Source organism: Bartonella bacilliformis KC583 (genome assembly GCF_000015445.1).
In the GTDB taxonomy this organism is placed as follows: domain Bacteria; phylum Pseudomonadota; class Alphaproteobacteria; order Rhizobiales; family Rhizobiaceae; genus Bartonella; species Bartonella bacilliformis.
Genome location: NC_008783.1, coordinates 16,978 through 35,281, shown reverse-complemented (window position 1 = coordinate 35,281; position 18,304 = coordinate 16,978). Strand labels below are relative to the sequence as shown.

Annotated in this window: 14 protein-coding genes; 6 read left to right on the top strand and 8 right to left on the bottom strand. The window is 38.6% G+C overall.

All coding sequences use genetic code 11. The features are described from left to right. Positions 1-135: 135 nt before the first annotated feature. Both BARBAKC583_RS00155 and BARBAKC583_RS00150 read left to right on the top strand, forming a co-directional pair. A complete protein-coding gene (locus BARBAKC583_RS00155; RefSeq protein ID WP_005765731.1) occupies positions 136-1,233 on the top strand; it encodes a carboxynorspermidine decarboxylase in 1,098 nt (365 codons plus the stop codon). A gap of 55 nt (positions 1,234-1,288) precedes the next feature. Next, positions 1,289-2,527 carry a saccharopine dehydrogenase family protein gene (locus BARBAKC583_RS00150; RefSeq protein WP_005765729.1) on the top strand — a complete coding sequence of 413 codons (1,239 nt, stop codon included), beginning with the start codon at positions 1,289-1,291 and terminating at the stop codon, positions 2,525-2,527. 138 nt (positions 2,528-2,665) lie between these two features. On the opposite strand, the gene lpdA is transcribed toward BARBAKC583_RS00150, so the two are convergent. The 8 genes from lpdA to BARBAKC583_RS00110 all read right to left on the bottom strand — a co-directional run bounded on the left by lpdA (position 2,666) and on the right by BARBAKC583_RS00110 (position 13,749). Further along, complete coding sequence (gene lpdA, locus BARBAKC583_RS00145; RefSeq protein ID WP_005765717.1) at positions 2,666-4,072, bottom strand: dihydrolipoyl dehydrogenase; 1,407 nt, start codon at positions 4,070-4,072, stop codon at positions 2,666-2,668. Between the two features lie 32 nt (positions 4,073-4,104). After that, positions 4,105-5,310 (bottom strand): 2-oxoglutarate dehydrogenase complex dihydrolipoyllysine-residue succinyltransferase, encoded by a 1,206-nt coding sequence (odhB, locus tag BARBAKC583_RS00140; protein ID WP_005765716.1) that lies wholly within the window; start codon positions 5,308-5,310, stop codon positions 4,105-4,107. Between the two features lie 33 nt (positions 5,311-5,343). Next, on the bottom strand, positions 5,344-8,343 hold the full coding sequence (locus BARBAKC583_RS00135) for a 2-oxoglutarate dehydrogenase E1 component (protein ID WP_005765715.1): 3,000 nt from the start codon (positions 8,341-8,343) through the stop codon (positions 5,344-5,346). 152 nt (positions 8,344-8,495) lie between these two features. Beyond that, positions 8,496-9,398, bottom strand: coding sequence for a succinate--CoA ligase subunit alpha (gene sucD, locus BARBAKC583_RS00130; RefSeq protein ID WP_005765714.1), 903 nt, complete (start codon positions 9,396-9,398; stop codon positions 8,496-8,498). A gap of 3 nt (positions 9,399-9,401) precedes the next feature. Then, positions 9,402-10,598: an ADP-forming succinate--CoA ligase subunit beta gene (gene sucC / locus BARBAKC583_RS00125; protein WP_005765712.1), complete on the bottom strand. Its 1,197-nt coding sequence runs from the start codon at positions 10,596-10,598 to the stop codon at positions 9,402-9,404. Between the two features lie 80 nt (positions 10,599-10,678). Next, positions 10,679-11,644, bottom strand: a complete 966-nt coding sequence (gene mdh, locus BARBAKC583_RS00120; RefSeq protein WP_005765710.1) for a malate dehydrogenase — start codon at positions 11,642-11,644, stop codon at positions 10,679-10,681. A gap of 267 nt (positions 11,645-11,911) precedes the next feature. Further along, a complete protein-coding gene (gene zapE / locus BARBAKC583_RS00115) occupies positions 11,912-13,123 on the bottom strand; it encodes a cell division protein ZapE (protein ID WP_005765708.1) in 1,212 nt (403 codons plus the stop codon). Positions 13,124-13,215: 92 nt separating this feature from the next. Next, complete coding sequence (locus BARBAKC583_RS00110; RefSeq protein WP_005765706.1) at positions 13,216-13,749, bottom strand: AprI/Inh family metalloprotease inhibitor; 534 nt, start codon at positions 13,747-13,749, stop codon at positions 13,216-13,218. 258 nt (positions 13,750-14,007) lie between these two features. Here BARBAKC583_RS00110 and dapF point away from each other — a divergent pair, with 258 nt between their 5' ends. The 4 genes from dapF to BARBAKC583_RS00090 are packed head-to-tail and all read left to right on the top strand — an operon-like array spanning position 14,008 to position 17,979. After that, entirely contained in the window at positions 14,008-14,856 is an 849-nt protein-coding gene (dapF, locus tag BARBAKC583_RS00105; RefSeq protein ID WP_005765704.1) for a diaminopimelate epimerase, read from the top strand. Beyond that, entirely contained in the window at positions 14,856-16,139 is a 1,284-nt protein-coding gene (gene mtaB / locus BARBAKC583_RS00100; protein WP_005765702.1) for a tRNA (N(6)-L-threonylcarbamoyladenosine(37)-C(2))-methylthiotransferase MtaB, read from the top strand. Before dapF ends, mtaB begins: the two co-directional genes overlap by 1 nt. 14 nt (positions 16,140-16,153) lie before the next feature. After that, positions 16,154-17,317: a signal recognition particle-docking protein FtsY gene (gene ftsY / locus BARBAKC583_RS00095; RefSeq protein WP_005765700.1), complete on the top strand. Its 1,164-nt coding sequence runs from the start codon at positions 16,154-16,156 to the stop codon at positions 17,315-17,317. Beyond that, positions 17,314-17,979, top strand: coding sequence for a septation protein A (locus tag BARBAKC583_RS00090; RefSeq protein ID WP_005765698.1), 666 nt, complete (start codon positions 17,314-17,316; stop codon positions 17,977-17,979). The genes ftsY and BARBAKC583_RS00090 overlap by 4 nt, the downstream gene beginning before the upstream one ends. Positions 17,980-18,304 lie beyond the last annotated feature (325 nt).

Below are 18,304 nucleotides of genomic sequence, written 5' to 3'. Positions count from 1 at the left end.
ATAAGAAAACTTTCTTTATCATTCAATAAAAATAGATTTTCATTTATGATACTTTTCCCCTTGAGATATTAGGTTTCTAAAGATACTAAACAGCAATATTAACAATAAGATCCTTCAAAAGAGAATGGATAAACAATGATTAAGACTCCTTATTACCTCATAGATAAATCCAAACTAATAAAGAATATGGAAATTATCGCTCGCCTACGGGAAATGTCAGGAGTTAAAACCTTGCTCGCATTGAAGTGCTTTGCTACCTGGAGCCTTTTTGATCTTATGTCAGAATATATGGATGGAACAACGTCATCATCCCTTTATGAGCTGCGTTTAGGAAAAGAAAAATTTGGCAAAGAAACCCATGCCTATTCCGTTGCTTGGGCAGACCATGAAATAGACGAAGCATGCGGTTATGCAGACAAAATCATTTTCAATTCAATCCAACAACTTTTACGTTTTTCTGATGCAACACAAATGATTCCAAAGGGTTTAAGACTCAATCCAGGGATCAGTGCATCAAATTTTGATCTTGCAAATCCCTCTCGCCCTTTTAGTCGTTTAGGAGAAAGTGATCAAAATTCCATTGAGGAAGTTCTGCCGCTTATTAATGGCTTAATGATCCACAATAATTGCGAGAATGCTGATTTTCACCTTTTTGAGCAAATGCTTAACTTTATGGAAGAAAAATTTAAAAAGCTTTTTTTCGCGGTTGATTGGATTAGTCTTGGCGGTGGAATTCACTTTACAGCTGAAAATTATCCTCTAAAAACCTTTGCAGAACTTCTAAAACGTTTTTCTCAAACCTACGGTGTGACCGTCTTTCTGGAACCGGGAGAAGCCGCTATCACAAAAAGTACGACTTTAGAGGTGAGCGTTCTTGATACCCTGTATAATGAAAAAAACCTTGCCATTGTTGATAGCTCCATTGAAGCCCATATGCTTGATCTTTTAATTTATCGCGAAAATGCCAAATTAGAACCAAATCAAGGGCCATATGAAGTGATGATTTGCGGAAAATCTTGTCTTGCTGGCGATATTTTTGGAACATTTCATTTTCCTCATCCCCCTAAAATAGGTGATAGACTGTCTTTTCAGGATGCTGCAGGCTATACAATGGTTAAGAAAAATTGGTTTAATGGCATTGCAATGCCTGCCATTGTCATTAAAGAATGTGATGGAACTTTAACATTGCAACGCCAATTCAATTATAACGACTATCAAGAGAGTCTATCGTAAAAAATCGCATATAAAAAATTGTCACGCAGCAATATTAGAAGGAGATAAATTCCCCATGAAGAAAAATGTTCTTATTATTGGTGCTGGAGGTGTCGCACAAGTTGTTGCTCATAAATGTGCTCAAAATAATGATATTCTCGGTGAAATTCACATTGCTTCACGAACACCAAAAAAATGTGATACAATCATTGCTTCTATTAAAGATAAAAAAGCAATGAAAGTAGAGAATATTATCAAAGGTTATGCACTGAACGCGCTGGATAGAGAGGAAACTATAAAGCTCATCCAAAAAACCAAATGTGAAATCGTTATTAATGTTGGTGCTCCTTTTCTCAATATGTCTGTTCTTTCAGCGTGTATTGAAACCAAATGCGCGTATATTGATACCGCAATCCATGAAGACCCTCTAAAAATTTGTGAAACACCACCTTGGTATGGCAATTACGAATGGCCACAACGTGAAAAATGCGAAAAAGCTGGTATAACTGCTATTCTAGGAGCAGGTTTTGACCCTGGTGTTGTGAATGCTTATGCGGCATTAGCTCGTGATAATTATTTCGATACCATCACTGATATTGATATTGTTGATATTAACGCTGGAAATCACGGACGTTGGTTTTCTACAAATTTTGATCCAGAAACGAATTTCCGAGAATTTACAGGATGCGTATGGTCGTGGCAAAATAAACAATGGGTTGCTAATCAAATGTTTGAAATCAGCAACGAATGGGATCTCCCGGTCGTTGGCAAACAAAAAGCCTATATGACAGGGCATGATGAAATTCATTCATTATCTAAAAATCTTGATGTTCAAAACATCCGCTTCTGGATGGGATTTGGTGAACGTTACATCACTGTTTTTACTGTTTTAAAAAATCTTGGGCTCTTATCTGAACAACCCATTAAAACAGCAGAGGGCCAAGAAGTTGTTCCTTTAAAAATTGTCAAAGCTGTTTTACCAGATCCAGCTTCTTTAGCACCAGATTACACAGGAAAAACCTGTATTGGTGATTTTGTTAAAGGCAAAAAAGATGGAAATCCAAGAGAAGTTTTCATTTATAATGTCGCAGACCACAAAGATGCTTTTAATGAAACCGGTGCACAAGCAATTTCTTATACGGCTGGCGTTCCAGCAGCAGCAGCAGCACTTCTTATTGCCACCGGCGAATGGGATGTAAAAACGATGGTCAATGTGGAAGAATTGCCACCACAGCCTTTTCTTAAAAATCTCGACCAAATGGGCCTATCAACTTATATAAGAGAAGGAAAAAAGGATAAAAAATTACAATTTTAACTTCTTAATCCAAGGATAAAAGACAAATTTTAAAAAAACCGCACTTTTTAATTAAAAGGCGGTTTTTAAATTTATGAAAACCGATTTTCTTACAAAACTATTTTATAGACCCTCTCTTATAGAGAAATCACAAAATTTTTAAATATGAAGTGGTTTAAAAAATGTTGCTAAAGCTGCTTCCCGCACTGCTTCTGATAAAGTAGGATGTGCATGGCAACAACGACTCAAATCCTCTGATGAACCACCAAACTCCATGAGAACTGCAATTTCATGGATCATCTCACCAGCACCAAATCCGAGAATATGCCCACCCAAAACCCGATCTGTATTTTTATCAGCAAGGATTTTAACAAACCCATCATCTTTTTGCATCGCACGCGCACGTCCATTAGCCATGAAGGGAAATTTCCCAACATTATAGGCAATGCCAGCAGCTTTCAGCTCTTCTTCTGTCTTACCCACACTGGCGATCTCTGGCTGTGTATAAACAACACTGGGAATGACATCAAAATTAACATGCCCCTTTTGGCCTGCCAAAATCTCAGCCACAGCAACGCCTTCTTCTTCAGCTTTATGAGCAAGCATTGGTCCTTTAACAACATCACCAATTGCGTAAATTCCCGGAATATTGGTTTGCCAATGCTCATTTATTGCAATAAAGCCGCGTTCATCTAATTGAACACCTGCTTCTGCTAAACCAAGACCGTCGACATAAGGACGACGCCCCGTTGCAATCAAAACAACATCAGTCTCTAAAGTTTCACTTGCACCACCTTTAACAGCCTCAAAAGAAATTTTAGCTCTCGAACCAGATTTTGCAACAGCTGTAACTTTTGTACCAAGCTTATACTCAATCCCCTGCTTTTCCATTATTTTCTGGAAATGGCGTGAAACTTCACCATCTATTGATCCTAAAACTTTATCCAGGAATTCAATAACGGTTACTTTAGCCCCTAAGCGGCTCCACACAGAACCAAGCTCTGAACCAATAACACCAGCACCAATAACCACCATGTGCGTTGGAACTTTTTCAAGTGCAAGTGCCCCTGTGGAAGAAACAATAACCTTTTCATCAATTTCAACATTAACCCCTGGAATGCCTGAAATATCTGAACCTGTAGCAATAACAATATTCTTTGTCACAATCGTTTGCTGATTACCATCCTTGGCAAAGATTGCAACTTGACCTGCGCCTAAAATTTTTGCTGTGCCAAAAAAAGCATCGATTTTATTTTTTCTCATCAAAAAAGAAATCCCGCTCGTATTGGCTGCAACAACAGATTTCTTATGCGCCATCATCTTTTCAAGATTAAGCTGAGGTTTTGAAACAGAAACACCAAGCGTATCAAAACCATGCTGTGCTTCAGCAAACACTTCCGAAGCATGTAACAAAGCCTTAGAGGGAATACAGCCAACATTGAGACATGTACCACCCAATGTCTCACGTTTTTCAATAATCGCAGTTTTAAGACCTAATTGTGCCGCTTTGATCGCTGCAACATAACCACCCGGACCAGCTCCAATTATAACAACATCATAAGACATCGATTTTTCCTTTCATCCCCCAAAATTGTATTTTATAAATCAAGGACAAGACGTTCCGGATTTTCTAGACTTTCCTTAACACGTACAAGGAATGTTACAGCTTCTTGTCCATCTACAATACGGTGATCATAAGAAAGGGCTAAATACATCATTGGACGGATGACAATCTGACCTCCAACAACCACCGCACGTTCTTTAATCGCATGCATTCCCAAAATACCAGATTGTGGTGCATTCAAAATAGGTGTCGACATGAGCGATCCATAAACTCCACCATTCGTAATGGTGAATGTCCCACCCTGCATATCCGTAACAGCCAATTTGCCATCACGAGCAAGACGCCCTAAATGAACAATCTCTTTTTCAATTTCTGCAATTGACTTTTGATCTGCATCACGAATTACTGGAACAACAAGGCCCTTGTCTGTTCCAACCGCTATTCCAGCATTAACGTAATTTTTATAAACAATATCTGTTCCATCAATTTCAGCATTAACAGCAGGAAGTTCTTTTAATGCATGACAAACAGCTTTAGTAAAAAATCCCATAAAACCAAGCTTAGCACCATGTTTTTTCTCAAAAACATCTTTATAACGCTTACGTAAATCCATAACAGCAGACATATCAACCTCATTAAATGTGGTTAACATTGCTGCTATATTCTGTGCATCTTTAAGACGACGTGCTATCGTCTGACGCAACTTGGTCATACGAACCCGCTCTTCACGCACGCTATTAGCAGACATTGCTGAAGAAGATGATTCAACAGAAGCTGGTGCTGCTACTTTTTGTGTCAAGGCGTTAAGCACATCTTCTTTGAGAATTTGTCCATGCTTTCCAGAACCTGAAATATCGATTTTTTCTATATTATTTTCAGCCATCAATTTTGCTGCCGAAGGAGCAGGAGGCATTGAATGACCTGAAAATTGTGGAGCTGGTGCAGATGTTACCACCGAACTAGGAGCAACAGCAGGTGAAGGTGATGAAATGGTGCCAACAGCTCCAGCTTCAACCATCCCTAATAGAGCTCCCACCTCTACTGTATCACCCTCCTTTGCGACAATCTCAGATAATTTCCCTGCAACAGGCGAAGGAACTTCAACTGTTACTTTGTCAGTTTCTAATTCAACTAAAGGCTCATCTACAGCCACGGTTTCACCAAACTGCTTAAACCATTTTCCAATAGTTGCCTCAGTAACCGATTCACCCAAAGTAGGAACACGAATTTCAGTAGCCATAATATTCTTCCATACGTTAGAGTAATAATAAAACTAAGAACCTAACGCGTCTTCAAGAAACGCGGCAAGTTGTTCGAGATGTTTCGACATGAGTCCAGTAGCCGGTGATGCACTTGCAGGACGCCCTGCATAACGTGCACGGGAATATTTTGCCTTAATATGAACCAAAACCCATTCAAGATAAGGTTCAATAAACGACCATGCTCCCATATTCTTGGGCTCTTCCTGGCACCAAACAATTTCCGCTTTTACAAAACGCGAAAGCACTTCAACTAAAGTTTTCGCTGGGAAAGGATAAAGTTGCTCAATACGAAGCAAATAAACATCATCAATTCCTCTTTTTTCGCGCTCTTCATAAAGATCGTAATATACTTTCCCTGTACAAAGAACAACACGGCGGATTTTACTATCTTTTTGTAATTTAATTACAGAGTCTCTTAAACATTCTGCATCATCAAGCAATAAACGGTGGAAATTTGTCTGCAGCCCCATATCACTTAAAGAAGAAACAGCTCTTCTATGACGTAAAAGTGATTTTGGTGTCATCAGAATCAAAGGCTTACGGAAATCACGTTTAATCTGTCGGCGTAAAATGTGAAAATAATTCGCAGGCGTTGTACAATAAGCAACCTGCATATTATCTTCTGCACACAATTGCAGATAACGCTCCAAACGTGCTGAAGAATGTTCTGGTCCTTGCCCTTCAAAACCATGAGGTAACAAACACACAAGACCCGACATGCGAAGCCATTTATGCTCTGCAGATGAAATAAATTGGTCAAAAATAACCTGCGCACCATTGGCAAAATCACCAAATTGTGCTTCCCAAAGCGTTAAACCAAGGGGAGAAGCGAGTGAATATCCATATTCAAAACCAAGGACGGCTTCTTCAGAAAGCATAGAATTCACAACTTCGTAAATAGCCTGCCCTTTTTGCAAATTATTCAAAGGAATATAACGCGCTTCATTTTCTTGATCATAAAGAACCGAATGACGTTGCGAAAAAGTTCCGCGTTCAACATCTTCACCGGAAAGGCGAACAGGAATTCCCTCACAACAAAGTGAACCAAAAGCTAAAGCTTCAGCTGTTGCCCAATCAATCCCTTCGCCGGTTTCAAACATTTTAGCACGATTGCTCAAAAAACGCTGAATAGTTTTATGAACATGAAAATCTGATGGAATTTCAACCAATTTTCGCCCAATTTCAATGAGCGCTTTCAGTTCAATACCCGTTATCCCACGACGTTGCTCATCAGCATGATTAGCAGTTTTAAGACCTGTCCACACCCCATCGAGCCAGTCAGCCTTGTTGGGCTTATAAGAGGTACTCGCTTCAAACTCGACCTCAAGCTTGTCACGCCATATCTTCTTTTTATGCTCAACCTCTTCTGAGTTAATCAATTGCTCTGAAATTAACCGATCGCTATAAATCTGAACAGTCGTTTGATGATTACGAATAGCTTTATACATGACCGGTTGTGTAAATGAAGGTTCATCACCTTCATTATGTCCATAACGACGATAACAAACCATATCAATGATGACAGGTTTGTGGAAAATTTGACGAAACTCTGTTGCCACTTTTGCTACAAAAACAACAGCCTCAGGATCATCTCCATTAACATGGAAAACCGGTGCATCAATCATTTTTGCTACATCCGATGAATAAGGTGAAGAGCGCGAAAAATTTGGACTGGTTGTAAATCCAATCTGATTATTAATAATCACATGTATGGAGCCAGCAACGTGATACCCCTTCAAACCTGAAAGACCAAAGGTTTCTTGTAAAACTCCTTGCCCTGCAAAAGCTGCATCACCATGAATTAACACTGGCATAACTTTTGAACGTTCAGCCAATGGAATGACATCCATACGTGTGGAACCAACAAGCTGATCTTGCTTAGCACGGGCTTTCCCAATAACAACCGGATCAACAATTTCCAGGTGAGATGGATTAGGTAAGAGCGATAAATGAATCTTTTTGCCGTTAAATTCGCGATCTGTTGAGGCGCCCAAATGATATTTTACGTCACCTGATCCTGCTACATCATCAGGTTTATAAGACCCCCCTTTAAATTCATAAAAAATAGCCCGGTGCGATTTCGCAAGAATTTGCGAAAGAACATTTAAACGACCGCGGTGCGCCATTCCAAAAACAACCTCCTGCACACCCAAATTACCACCAGTTTTGATAACTTGCTCAAGAGCAGGAATAAGCGCCTCACCACCATCAAGACCAAAGCGTTTTGTTCCTTTATATTTTGTATCTAGAAACTGTTCAAAGCCTTCTGCTTCAATAAGTTTGTCAAGAATAGTTTTCTTATCTTCTTGTGTGAAAGCACTCTGCTTATTTGATCCCTCTATACGCTCTTGAATCCACGCTTTTTGAGCAGGATCAGCAATATGCATATATTCCACACCAATGGTCGAACAATAAGTGCGTTTAAGAATCTCAAGAATTTGCGGAATCGTTGCGTATTCCAACCCTAAAACATTATCAATAAAAATCGGACGTTCATAATCGGCAGGACTAAAACCATAAGCCTCTGGAGATAACTCCTTACATTCTTCAGGATTTTTAATGAGTCGAAGTGGATCAAGCTGTGCAAGAAGATGACCACGGGTCCGAAAAGCGCGGATCATCATTAAGGCATTAAAAGAATCACGTATGGCACGAGCCATATCCTGTTGATTAGGCGTTTCTCCCTTTTGTGCAGCACCAGTCGCTGCTTTTTCCTTTAATTTATCACCAAGATGTTTTTCAAGCGCAGACCAATCACCATCTAAAGCAGAAACCAATTCTCCACTTTCTTTTAGTGGCCAATGATTACGTTGCCAGGATGCACCTTCTGCATTTTTAAGAACATCTTCTTTATTATCCTGCAAATTTTCAAAAAAAGCACGCCATTGTAGATCGACACTGTCGGGATTTTTCTCATATTCGGCATAAAGCTGATCTATATAATTCGCATTTCCACCATATAAAAACGACGTCTGCGCAAAAACATCATTTATCTTATGTTGCTTTGCCATATATTTTTCCGGAACGTCTGTTCCGTCTCCTTATATATACCCGTAACCGTAGCACTCTAAAATTAAAAGCCAGAAATTTAAACAAGCCTTTACTTTATCGTAATTGACATTCTATCTGAATGGGCAACATACCCATTCAGATAAATTTACTTCTAACCCTTCAAGACTGAAACCAAAGTTTTCCCCACCTGCGATGGTGAAGGAGAAACACGAATCCCTGCTGATTCCATAGCAGCAATCTTATCTTCTGCGCCTCCTTTACCACCAGAAATGACTGCTCCAGCGTGACCCATTGTCCGTCCTGGAGGTGCTGTACGACCAGCAATAAAACCAACCATAGGCTTTTTACGACCCTTTTTTGCTTCATCTTTAAGAAATTGTGCTGCTTCTTCTTCAGCAGAACCACCAATCTCACCGATCATAACAATAGATTCGGTCTCATCATCAGCCAAAAACATTTCTAACACATCAATAAATTCTGTGCCCTTAACAGGGTCACCCCCAATACCGATCGCTGTTGTCTGCCCAAGACCTTCATGACTTGTCTGAAAAACAGCTTCATAAGTCAAAGTTCCTGACCGAGAAACAACACCAACAGAACCTTTCTTGAAAATAGACCCCGGCATAATACCGATCTTACATTCATCAGGTGTTAAAATACCTGGACAATTAGGACCAATTAAGCGCGATTTCGATTTTTCTAATTTCGCCTTAACTCTGACCATATCCATAACCGGTATACCTTCTGTAATACAGACAATCAGATCGATCTCAGCTTTAATAGCTTCTATGATGGCATCAGCAGCCCCTGCAGGAGGAACATAAATAACAGAAGCATTGGCTCCTGTTTTTTCTTTACCTTCTGTAACACTTGCAAAAATGGGAAGAGTCTCCCCTTTTGCTCCTGTCCATGTTTCCCCACCTTTTTTGGGATTAATGCCACCAACCATTTGCGTTCCATGATACGCAAGTGCTTGTTCTGTATGAAACGTTCCAGTTTTTCCTGTAAGGCCTTGAACGAGAACCTTTGTATCCTTATTGATAAGAATTGACATGGTTTAAGCTCCTTTTACGGCTGCAACAATCTTCTGAGCTGCATCATCTAAATCATTGGCAGAAATCACATTCAAACCACTGTCATTGATAATCGCTTTACCCTGTTCAACATTGGTTCCTTCAAGACGCACAACCAAAGGCACTTTCAAACCAACTTCCTTAACAGCAGCAATCACACCTTCAGCGATAACATCGCAACGCATAATCCCACCAAAAATGTTGACCAAAATACCTTTAACATTCGGGTCAGCCGTAATAATTTTAAAAGCATGAGTTACTTTCTCTTTTGAAGCACCACCACCAACATCAAGGAAATTTGCTGGTTCAGCTCCATAAAGTTTAATAATATCCATTGTTGCCATGGCAAGGCCTGCACCATTTACCATGCAGCCAATCATACCATCAAGAGCAATATAGGCAAGGTCATGCTTTGAAGCTTCGATTTCTTTTGGATCTTCTTCCGAAATATCACGCAACCCTAGAATATCTGGATGACGAAACAAAGCATTGTTATCAAAAGAAACTTTCGCATCAAGAACGCGCAATCTCCCATCATCCATGACGATAAGTGGATTGATTTCAAGAAGGCTCATATCTTTTTCACAAAAAGCCTTATAAAGAATTGGAAAAAGTTTTTCGCCGTCTTCACGTGCATTACCACTCAAATTTAATTCATCACAAAGCTTTACACAATCTGCGTCAGTCACGCCTTCTGCAGGATCAATAGAAAGCGTGCATATTTTTTCCGGTGTCTCTGCAGCAACTGTCTCAATATCCATGCCCCCTTCTGTCGAAACCACAAAAGCAACCCGACCTGTTGTACGATCAATTAAAAGTGAAAGATAAAGTTCCCGTTCGATATTGGCACCATCTTCGATATAAAGGCGATTAACTTGTTTACCCTCAGGACCTGTTTGCTTTGTCACCAAAGTTTTACCAAGCATTTCTTTTACATTGGCAACAACTTCTTCAACCGATTTTGCAAGCCGAACACCACCCTTTGCATCAGAATCAAGCTCTTTAAAATTTCCCTTACCACGACCACCGGCATGAATCTGACTCTTCACCACATAAAGCGGTCCAGGTAATTTTTTTGCCCATTTTTCAGCCTGTTCAACAGAATAAACAGCAACACCATTTGCAACGGGTGCACCATATTCGTGAAGCAAACGTTTGGCCTGATATTCATGGATATTCATTCACTTTCCCTCTTCTTTTATGGATAACTAAATCAATCCTCACAACATTTAAATATCTTATTTTGATCAGCACACTCTCATTATTCTTTGAGATTAGGCGCAAGAGCACTGCAAGTTTTACAAAGTTCCTTTACTGCATTTACAGATTTTTCAAAAGCGCTTTTTTCATTGTCATTAAGATCAATTTCAATGACCCGTTCAACACCACCAGCACCAATGACAACAGGAACCCCTACATACATATCTTTAATTCCATATTCACCAGAAAGACGGGCAGCAACAGGAAGAACACGCCTAGTATCTTTCAAATAAGCCTCGGCCATAGCAACAGCAGAAGAAGCCGGTGCATAAAAAGCAGAACCCGTTTTTAACAAACTCACAATTTCTGCACCACCATCACGCGTACGCTGAACAATTTGATCTATTTTTTCATGTGTCGTCCAGCCCATCTTTACAAGATCAGGTAAAGGGATACCACTCACTGTTGAATAGCGGACTAACGGCACCATTGAATCGCCATGCCCACCGAGAACAAAGGCTGTAATATCTTTAATAGAGATGTTAAATTCTTGAGATAAGAAATAACGAAAGCGAGCCGAATCAAGAACACCGGCCATACCGACAACTTTTTGTGCTGGCAATCCTGAAAATTTTTGCAATGCCCAAACCATCGCATCAAGAGGATTGGTAATACAGATAACAAATGCTGAAGGCGCATATTTTTTAATTCCCGCACCAACCTGTTCCATAACTTTTAAATTGATACCTAAAAGATCATCACGGCTCATACCAGGCTTACGTGCAACACCTGCTGTTACAATGATAACATCAGCTCCTTCTATAGCCTCATAAGCGTTAGCACCTGTTAAGTTGATATCAAAACCATCAACTGGTGAAGATTCAGCAATATCCAGAGCCTTACCCTGCGGTAACCCTTCTGCAACATCAAACAAGACAATATCACCCAGCTCTTTAAGCCCAATCATATGCGCTAAAGTGCCACCAATCATACCTGAACCAATAAGAGCTATTTTCTTCCGTTTCATTCCTGTTTTCTCTCACTTCTACCAGATGATTAGGCGCAAATTCCTCTACGCCAAAATATTAAGCCCTTCACTCTACCCCACTTTCAATACACCTATCAAAAATGAGAGAGTATTACGATTTATCAAAGTTCCCTTATCTATTGAGATAACATAAGATTTCTCAAAACAACTGTTAGAGACTTATCATATTTCATCGATAAGATGAACTTAAAAAAACACAATAAGTTATACAATATTTTTAAATTTAAAGGGCTATATTTAAACATTTTACGTAAAGGTAAAGAGGTCGCTTTTTCCTGCAAAAAATCGTTCTGCCCAAACAGTTAGATAATCCTGGCTTTGCATTTCAAAAAGACGTGACTGTGTTCTTTGAAACTCGAAACCTTCTGTCGTTGACAAACGCCCTCTATATAAACTCTCAAGTTCTGCTGCTGCTGACATAAACAACCTTATATGGCGCTCATAAAGAACATCGATAAGCAAAATAAACCGTTTTGTTTCATTACGATGAACGTCGTCGTCCATTATTGGAACATTATCGATAAAAATCGTATGGTAACGCTCTCCTAGTGCTAAATATTCAGCTGCCGCCAAGGGTTTTACACAAAGGTCTTGATAATCGAAACGTGCACCCCCAGCACCAGAACGCATGATATGAATCAAGCGCCCTTTGACAGATATATCCTCAGACCTTTCTTCTTGACCCTGCAAAATCGACATCCACGCGTTATCCATACATTGATTTGCTGATAGTCCCAACGGTGTTACATACATATGTTGCGAATTTGACTTTTCGAGACGATAGTCTGTTTTCGCATCAAGATTAATAACGTGAACATATGTCTTCAAAACTTGAATAAAAGGCAAAAAGAGAGCGCGATTTAAACCATTATAATAAAGGTTATCAGGCGCAACATTTGAAGTTGCTACTAAAATAACCCCTTTATCAAATAAAGCGGTTACAAGACGACCAAGAATCATGGCATCTGCAATATCCGTTACACTAAACTCATCAAAACAAAGCACACGAGCCTCTCGCGCAAGATCTTCTGCAATAGCAAGAATGGAATCATTCTGTTTGGTTTTTTCAGATTTAAGTCCTTGACGGTGCACATTAACACGTTCATGGACATCAGCCATAAAATCATTAAAATGAGAACGTTTTTTATTGCCTTGTGGCAAACAAGAAAAAAACAAATCCATCAGCATGGTTTTGCCTCGCCCTACTTCACCATAGATGTACAATCCTTGAATGTGACCTTGAACGTGGCTATCAGTATTAACTTGTTTTGAAACACAGAAATATGCTTTTATCTTTTTTCTAAAACGATGCCAAAATGCTCCAAACTGAGAAGTATTTTGTGTTAAAATTTTATGCAATAAATAATCAAAATGCTCTGTTAGGGCCAATTGAGCTGGATCAAAACTAATTTCTCCCTCAGAAACTAACTTTTTATAGCGTGTCGAAACAAGAGCCATCTATCTCTATTCCCTTTTTAAACCGCTTTCAATAAGAGTAACCTTTATATACACGTGTATATATCTCTTCTTTTTATGAACGATTTAATGGTCTAACGGGTTAAAATAGCTGGCTGATTATTAAACATATACCCTTCAAAACGGCCTCCGTTAAAGGAATAAAAAACAGCAACAACACGCCCAGATCCATCATAAAAATATAATTTTTTCCCCTTAACAGCCCACGATCTTACCTCAGAGAATATTTTTGAACATGATAAAGGACGAGCACTATATCCTTGACCAAATTTCGTTTGTGGTGTTGCAACTCGGCAAACTGTATTATCTACAGAGAGATTCCATACACCAGCAATGCTTGCAGGAGATAAATTTATTGCATAACTTGGTGGTTCAAAATTTGCCATTTGTGAAGAATCGTCAGGACTTTCTTTTTCATCAACTGAAGTGAATTCTCCAGATTCGGGTAAATCGGATGTTATTATAGAATCTGACACTGTCTCAGCAGAATAAAAAGGATAAAAAATGTCTGGGGTACTGCTATCACTCTTAAATTGCGGGGTTGAACAACCACTCAAAATAACGATAAGTGATAATATAATAAAAGATGAAATTTTTGAGCATGTCATAGACTTTTACTCTCTCCCATACCAATAAAAGGCTTACCTAAAAACGATTACAATCCTTATATCATGAGCTACTTTTGTTTAGATACAATTAATAAATAGAAATCATGAAAATATAATTGCAAATTCTTTTTTCAAACAACAATAGTTTTTTACTACTGACTTTATCTCTATCAAATACTAGAAATTTACAAAATTTTCAGTCATATATCTCTTATATACAGATATACAGATCATGCGTCACTAAAATAGAGAAATTTTATGAAAACACCATTCAGCAAAATGAACGGTCTTGGAAATAAAATCATTGTCGCTGATTTGCGTAAAGCTATACATAACATCACACCACAGGCAATTCAGGCTTTAGCTTCAAACCCCCAAACACACTTTGATCAAATCATGGCTATTCATCCCCCAACTCAAGATGCGGATTTCCGTATTGAAATATGGAATGCCGATGGCTCAATGGCAAAAGCTTGCGGCAACGGTACACGCTGTGTCATTGAATGGTTAGCCAATCATAATTTAGGCAATAATTTTCGATTGGAAACATCGACTGGAATTGTTGAAGGTAAACGCCAAACTGATGGCCTCATTTCTGTTGATATGGGGCGTCCATATCTCAACGCAAAAGATATGCCTGTTTCACGTGAAATCATCGATACTAATCACGTAGATATTACAGCTGGCCCCCTACAAGACGCATGTCTTGTCTCCGTTGGTAATCTCCACGCTATTTTTTTCATTGAAAGTAACATCCAAAACATACCATTAGAAAAATATGGACCAAAGCTCGAACATGATCCACTTTTTCCAGAAAGATGTAATATTTCCATTGCTCAGATAACATCAAAGAAAAGTCTAACTTTACGAACGTGGGAGCGAGGAGCTGGGTTAACACAAGCATGCGGTAGCGCTGCTTGTGCAAGTGCAGTCGCTGCTTATCGCCGTGGATTAACAGAGCGCCACATTGACGTTAATCTACCAAAGGGTATACTCTCTATTCTCTATCGAGATGATGAACATATCATCATGACAGGCCCAACAGAGCATGAATTTAGTGGACTTTTTAACCCTCTAACGGGGACTTATAAAAAGGATCATCTTTGATGTCGGTAAAAATTGTAACATTTGGTTGCCGCCTTAATAGCTATGAATCAGAAGTTATACGACAAAAAAGTTCTTCTGCTGGCCTTGATCAACTCAAAGATGGAGCGATTATCTTTAATACCTGTGCTGTCACTTCCGAAGCTGTACGACAAGCCAAACAAGCTATCCGAAAAGCGAGACGTGAAAACCCTCACACCCGCATCATCGTTACAGGATGTGCAGCACAAACAGAAACAGACAATTTTTCCCTTATGACGGAAGTGGATCTGATTTTAGGTAATGAAGATAAACTTCATGCGCACTCTTACCGTCAGTTACCGGATTTTGGAATTAATCATGATGAAAAAATTCGAGTCAATGATATTATGGAAGTGCGCAAAAATGCTCCGCATATGATTAATTCAATAGAAGGACGCACGCGCGCCTTTGTACAAATCCAAAATGGATGCGATCATCGCTGTACATTTTGCATCATTCCTTATGGCCGTGGACCATCACGCTCAGTTCCTATGGGGACCATTATTGAACAAATTAAACGGCTTATAGATAATGGTATTCAGGAAGTTGTTTTGACAGGTGTTGATTTGACAAGCTACGGTTCTAACTTACCTGGGAAAGCAACTTTAGGAAAATTAGTTTCAGCGATTTTGCACCATATTCCTGATTTACCACGGTTGCATCTTTCCTCTATTGATTCTATCGAAGCAGACCAAGAATTGATCGATCTTTTAGCCTATGAAGAGAGAATAATGCCGCATTTGCATTTATCTCTACAAGCAGGAGATAATATGATTTTAAAACGAATGAAACGTCGGCATTTACGTGAACATGCAATCCAATTTTGCCAAGATTTACGTGCTAAACGCCCCTCTATGGTTTATGGTGCTGATTTAATTGCTGGCTTTCCAACAGAAACAGAAAAAATGTTTCAAAACAGCTTAAATTTGATTAATGACTGTGGTTTGATACATCTCCATGTTTTTCCTTTCAGCCCGAGAAAAGGAACTCCTGCAGCACGCATGCCACAAGTTAACCGTGAAACAATCAAAATGCGTGCAGAAAAGTTACGCAAAGCAGGTGAAAAAGCCTACCAAAAACATCTTTCTTATTTACAAAATACAAAACAAAAAATCCTTGTTGAAAGAGATGAAATTGGACGAACAGAAGATTATACTCTTACACATATTAAAGGTGCTAAAGCTGGGACAATTGTTAAAGCCCTCATTATTGACCACGATGGCAATAAATTAATTGCTAGACATCTTGAATCACATGCAGCTTGAGCAGGAAAGTCCTTATGACAAAGTTTTTTATCAAAAAAATATTCTCTTTTAATAAATCTAAAAATGAAACGACAAAAAACGATCATCCCTCTATAAAGCTTGAAAAGGAAAAACAGAGGGAAGAGTACAATATAAATCCCACGACGCACAGTGAAGAAATTCAGTCTTCCGAATCAAATTTAAAAAAAGTCGTCATTACAGATACAATCATAGAGAAAGAAGAAGCCCCCTTGCCAACACCTCCTGTTGAACAAAAAGAGGTGGCATGGTTTGAGCGCCTTAAACACGGATTATCACGTTCTTCGCAACAATTAGGCGGTTCTATTGGTGCACTTTTTACCAAACGAAAACTCAATGCCGACACATTGCAAGAATTGGAGGACATCCTTATCCAAGCCGACCTTGGTGTAGAAACAGCTTCACATATTACTGATATTTTGTCCTCTGGTCGTTATGGAAAAAACTTATCCTTAGATGATATTCATACCATCGTTGCAGATGAAATAAAAAAAGTTCTTGAACCTGTTGCCATTCCGTTAGAACTTGATCTTAGTTATAAACCTCATGTTATCTTGTTTGTTGGTGTAAACGGTACCGGAAAAACCACAACTATTGGAAAATTAGCGGCTAAATTAACCTCAAATGGATTAAAAGTTATGCTCGCTGCTGGTGATACATTTCGTGCCGCAGCAATTGAACAATTACATATCTGGGGTGAGCGTACAGGAGCTCCTGTTGTCTCAACCCAATCTGGTGCAGATGCCGCTAGTTTAGCCTTTGAGGCTTATGAAAAAGCAAAAAAAGCAAACAACGATGTATTAATCATTGACACAGCTGGACGTTTGCAAAATAAAACTGAATTAATGGACGAATTAGCGAAAATTATTCGTGTTTTGCGGAAACATGACCCTCAAGCACCCCACACCATTCTCCAAACACTTGACGCAACAACTGGGCAAAACGCTCTTAATCAAGTCGATATTTTCCGTAATATTGCCGGTGTCAATGGTTTGGTTATGACAAAGCTTGATGGTACCGCACGGGGGGGAATTCTCGTTGCTCTTGCAGCAAAATATAAATTACCCGTTTATTTCATTGGTATAGGCGAAAATACAGAGGATCTTGAACCTTTTTCTGCCTCCGATTTTGCCCAAGCCATAACAGGAAAATACTCATGAAACACTCTCTTTTTAAATCTAATTCACAAAACACCAAAAATAATCAAAAAGTGTCTCCTACATTTAAATTTTTCTTGGAAATGGGACCATTGGTTATTTTTTTTCTTGCCAATTACAAAGGTAGATGGTTGATCAATAATGTTGAACTTTTCAAACACTTTGATAAACCTATTTACCCTGCCACATTTATTTTTATGGTAGCGATTGTTATTACTCTCAGTTTATCGTGGATTATTGTACGTACCATTCCTATCATACCCCTTATTTCAGGATTACTGGTTATCGTTTTTGGTTTTTTAACCCTTTGGCTTAAGGATGATACTTTTATTAAAGTGAAACCCACAATTATTAATAGTTTATTTTCCCTTATGCTTCTTGGTAGTTTATTGCTTAAAAAACAATTATTACGTTATGTTTTTGATTCTGCTTTTAAAATTACTGATGAGGGATGGCAAATACTTACCTATTGTTGGGCGCTCTTTTTTGCTTTTCTTGCTCTTTTGAATGAAATCATTTGGCGTAACTTTAGCAATGATTTCTGGGCTACATTTAAAGTGTTTGGTGTTGTACCCATAACAATTCTATTTGTTATGATACACTTACCTATCATTATCAAATATTCAGATTTTTCCCCGATAGAAGATGATGAATCCAATTCTTAAACACAGACTCATCATTTCAAATGTTTTTATAAACTTCTCACAAGATATTATCGTGGTGAGAATGCATAGTGATTGAACATTGATTTATCAAAAAGATAATTTGTATGTTCATTCATGATAAAAAAGGCTTGTTACAGCTGCGTATGATGCACTTTGAATAAAATCACTTCCAAAGTGCATCAAAATTGTGATGACATGAATGCTCTTTATGAACTATTGAAATACATAATCAAAAACTTCAAAAAGAGTAAAATATGCCTTTTTATTGCCTGCAAAAAGCTATATTTTTTTAGATAATCTTTATATAGGAAAACCTTTTATCTTT

Coding starts and splice junctions, on each gene's coding strand:
- ftsY (WP_005765700.1), top strand. CDS start 16,154: ATGACAAAGTTTTTTATCAAAAAAATATTCTCTTTTAATAAATCTAAA.
- odhB (WP_005765716.1), bottom strand. CDS start 5,310: ATGGCTACTGAAATTCGTGTTCCTACTTTGGGTGAATCGGTTACTGAG.
- mdh (WP_005765710.1), bottom strand. CDS start 11,644: ATGAAACGGAAGAAAATAGCTCTTATTGGTTCAGGTATGATTGGTGGC.
- dapF (WP_005765704.1), top strand. CDS start 14,008: ATGAAAACACCATTCAGCAAAATGAACGGTCTTGGAAATAAAATCATT.
- BARBAKC583_RS00090 (WP_005765698.1), top strand. CDS start 17,314: ATGAAACACTCTCTTTTTAAATCTAATTCACAAAACACCAAAAATAAT.
- BARBAKC583_RS00135 (WP_005765715.1), bottom strand. CDS start 8,343: ATGGCAAAGCAACATAAGATAAATGATGTTTTTGCGCAGACGTCGTTT.
- lpdA (WP_005765717.1), bottom strand. CDS start 4,072: ATGTCTTATGATGTTGTTATAATTGGAGCTGGTCCGGGTGGTTATGTT.
- BARBAKC583_RS00150 (WP_005765729.1), top strand. CDS start 1,289: ATGAAGAAAAATGTTCTTATTATTGGTGCTGGAGGTGTCGCACAAGTT.
- zapE (WP_005765708.1), bottom strand. CDS start 13,123: ATGGCTCTTGTTTCGACACGCTATAAAAAGTTAGTTTCTGAGGGAGAA.
- sucC (WP_005765712.1), bottom strand. CDS start 10,598: ATGAATATCCATGAATATCAGGCCAAACGTTTGCTTCACGAATATGGT.
- sucD (WP_005765714.1), bottom strand. CDS start 9,398: ATGTCAATTCTTATCAATAAGGATACAAAGGTTCTCGTTCAAGGCCTT.
- BARBAKC583_RS00155 (WP_005765731.1), top strand. CDS start 136: ATGATTAAGACTCCTTATTACCTCATAGATAAATCCAAACTAATAAAG.
- mtaB (WP_005765702.1), top strand. CDS start 14,856: ATGTCGGTAAAAATTGTAACATTTGGTTGCCGCCTTAATAGCTATGAA.
- BARBAKC583_RS00110 (WP_005765706.1), bottom strand. CDS start 13,749: ATGACATGCTCAAAAATTTCATCTTTTATTATATTATCACTTATCGTT.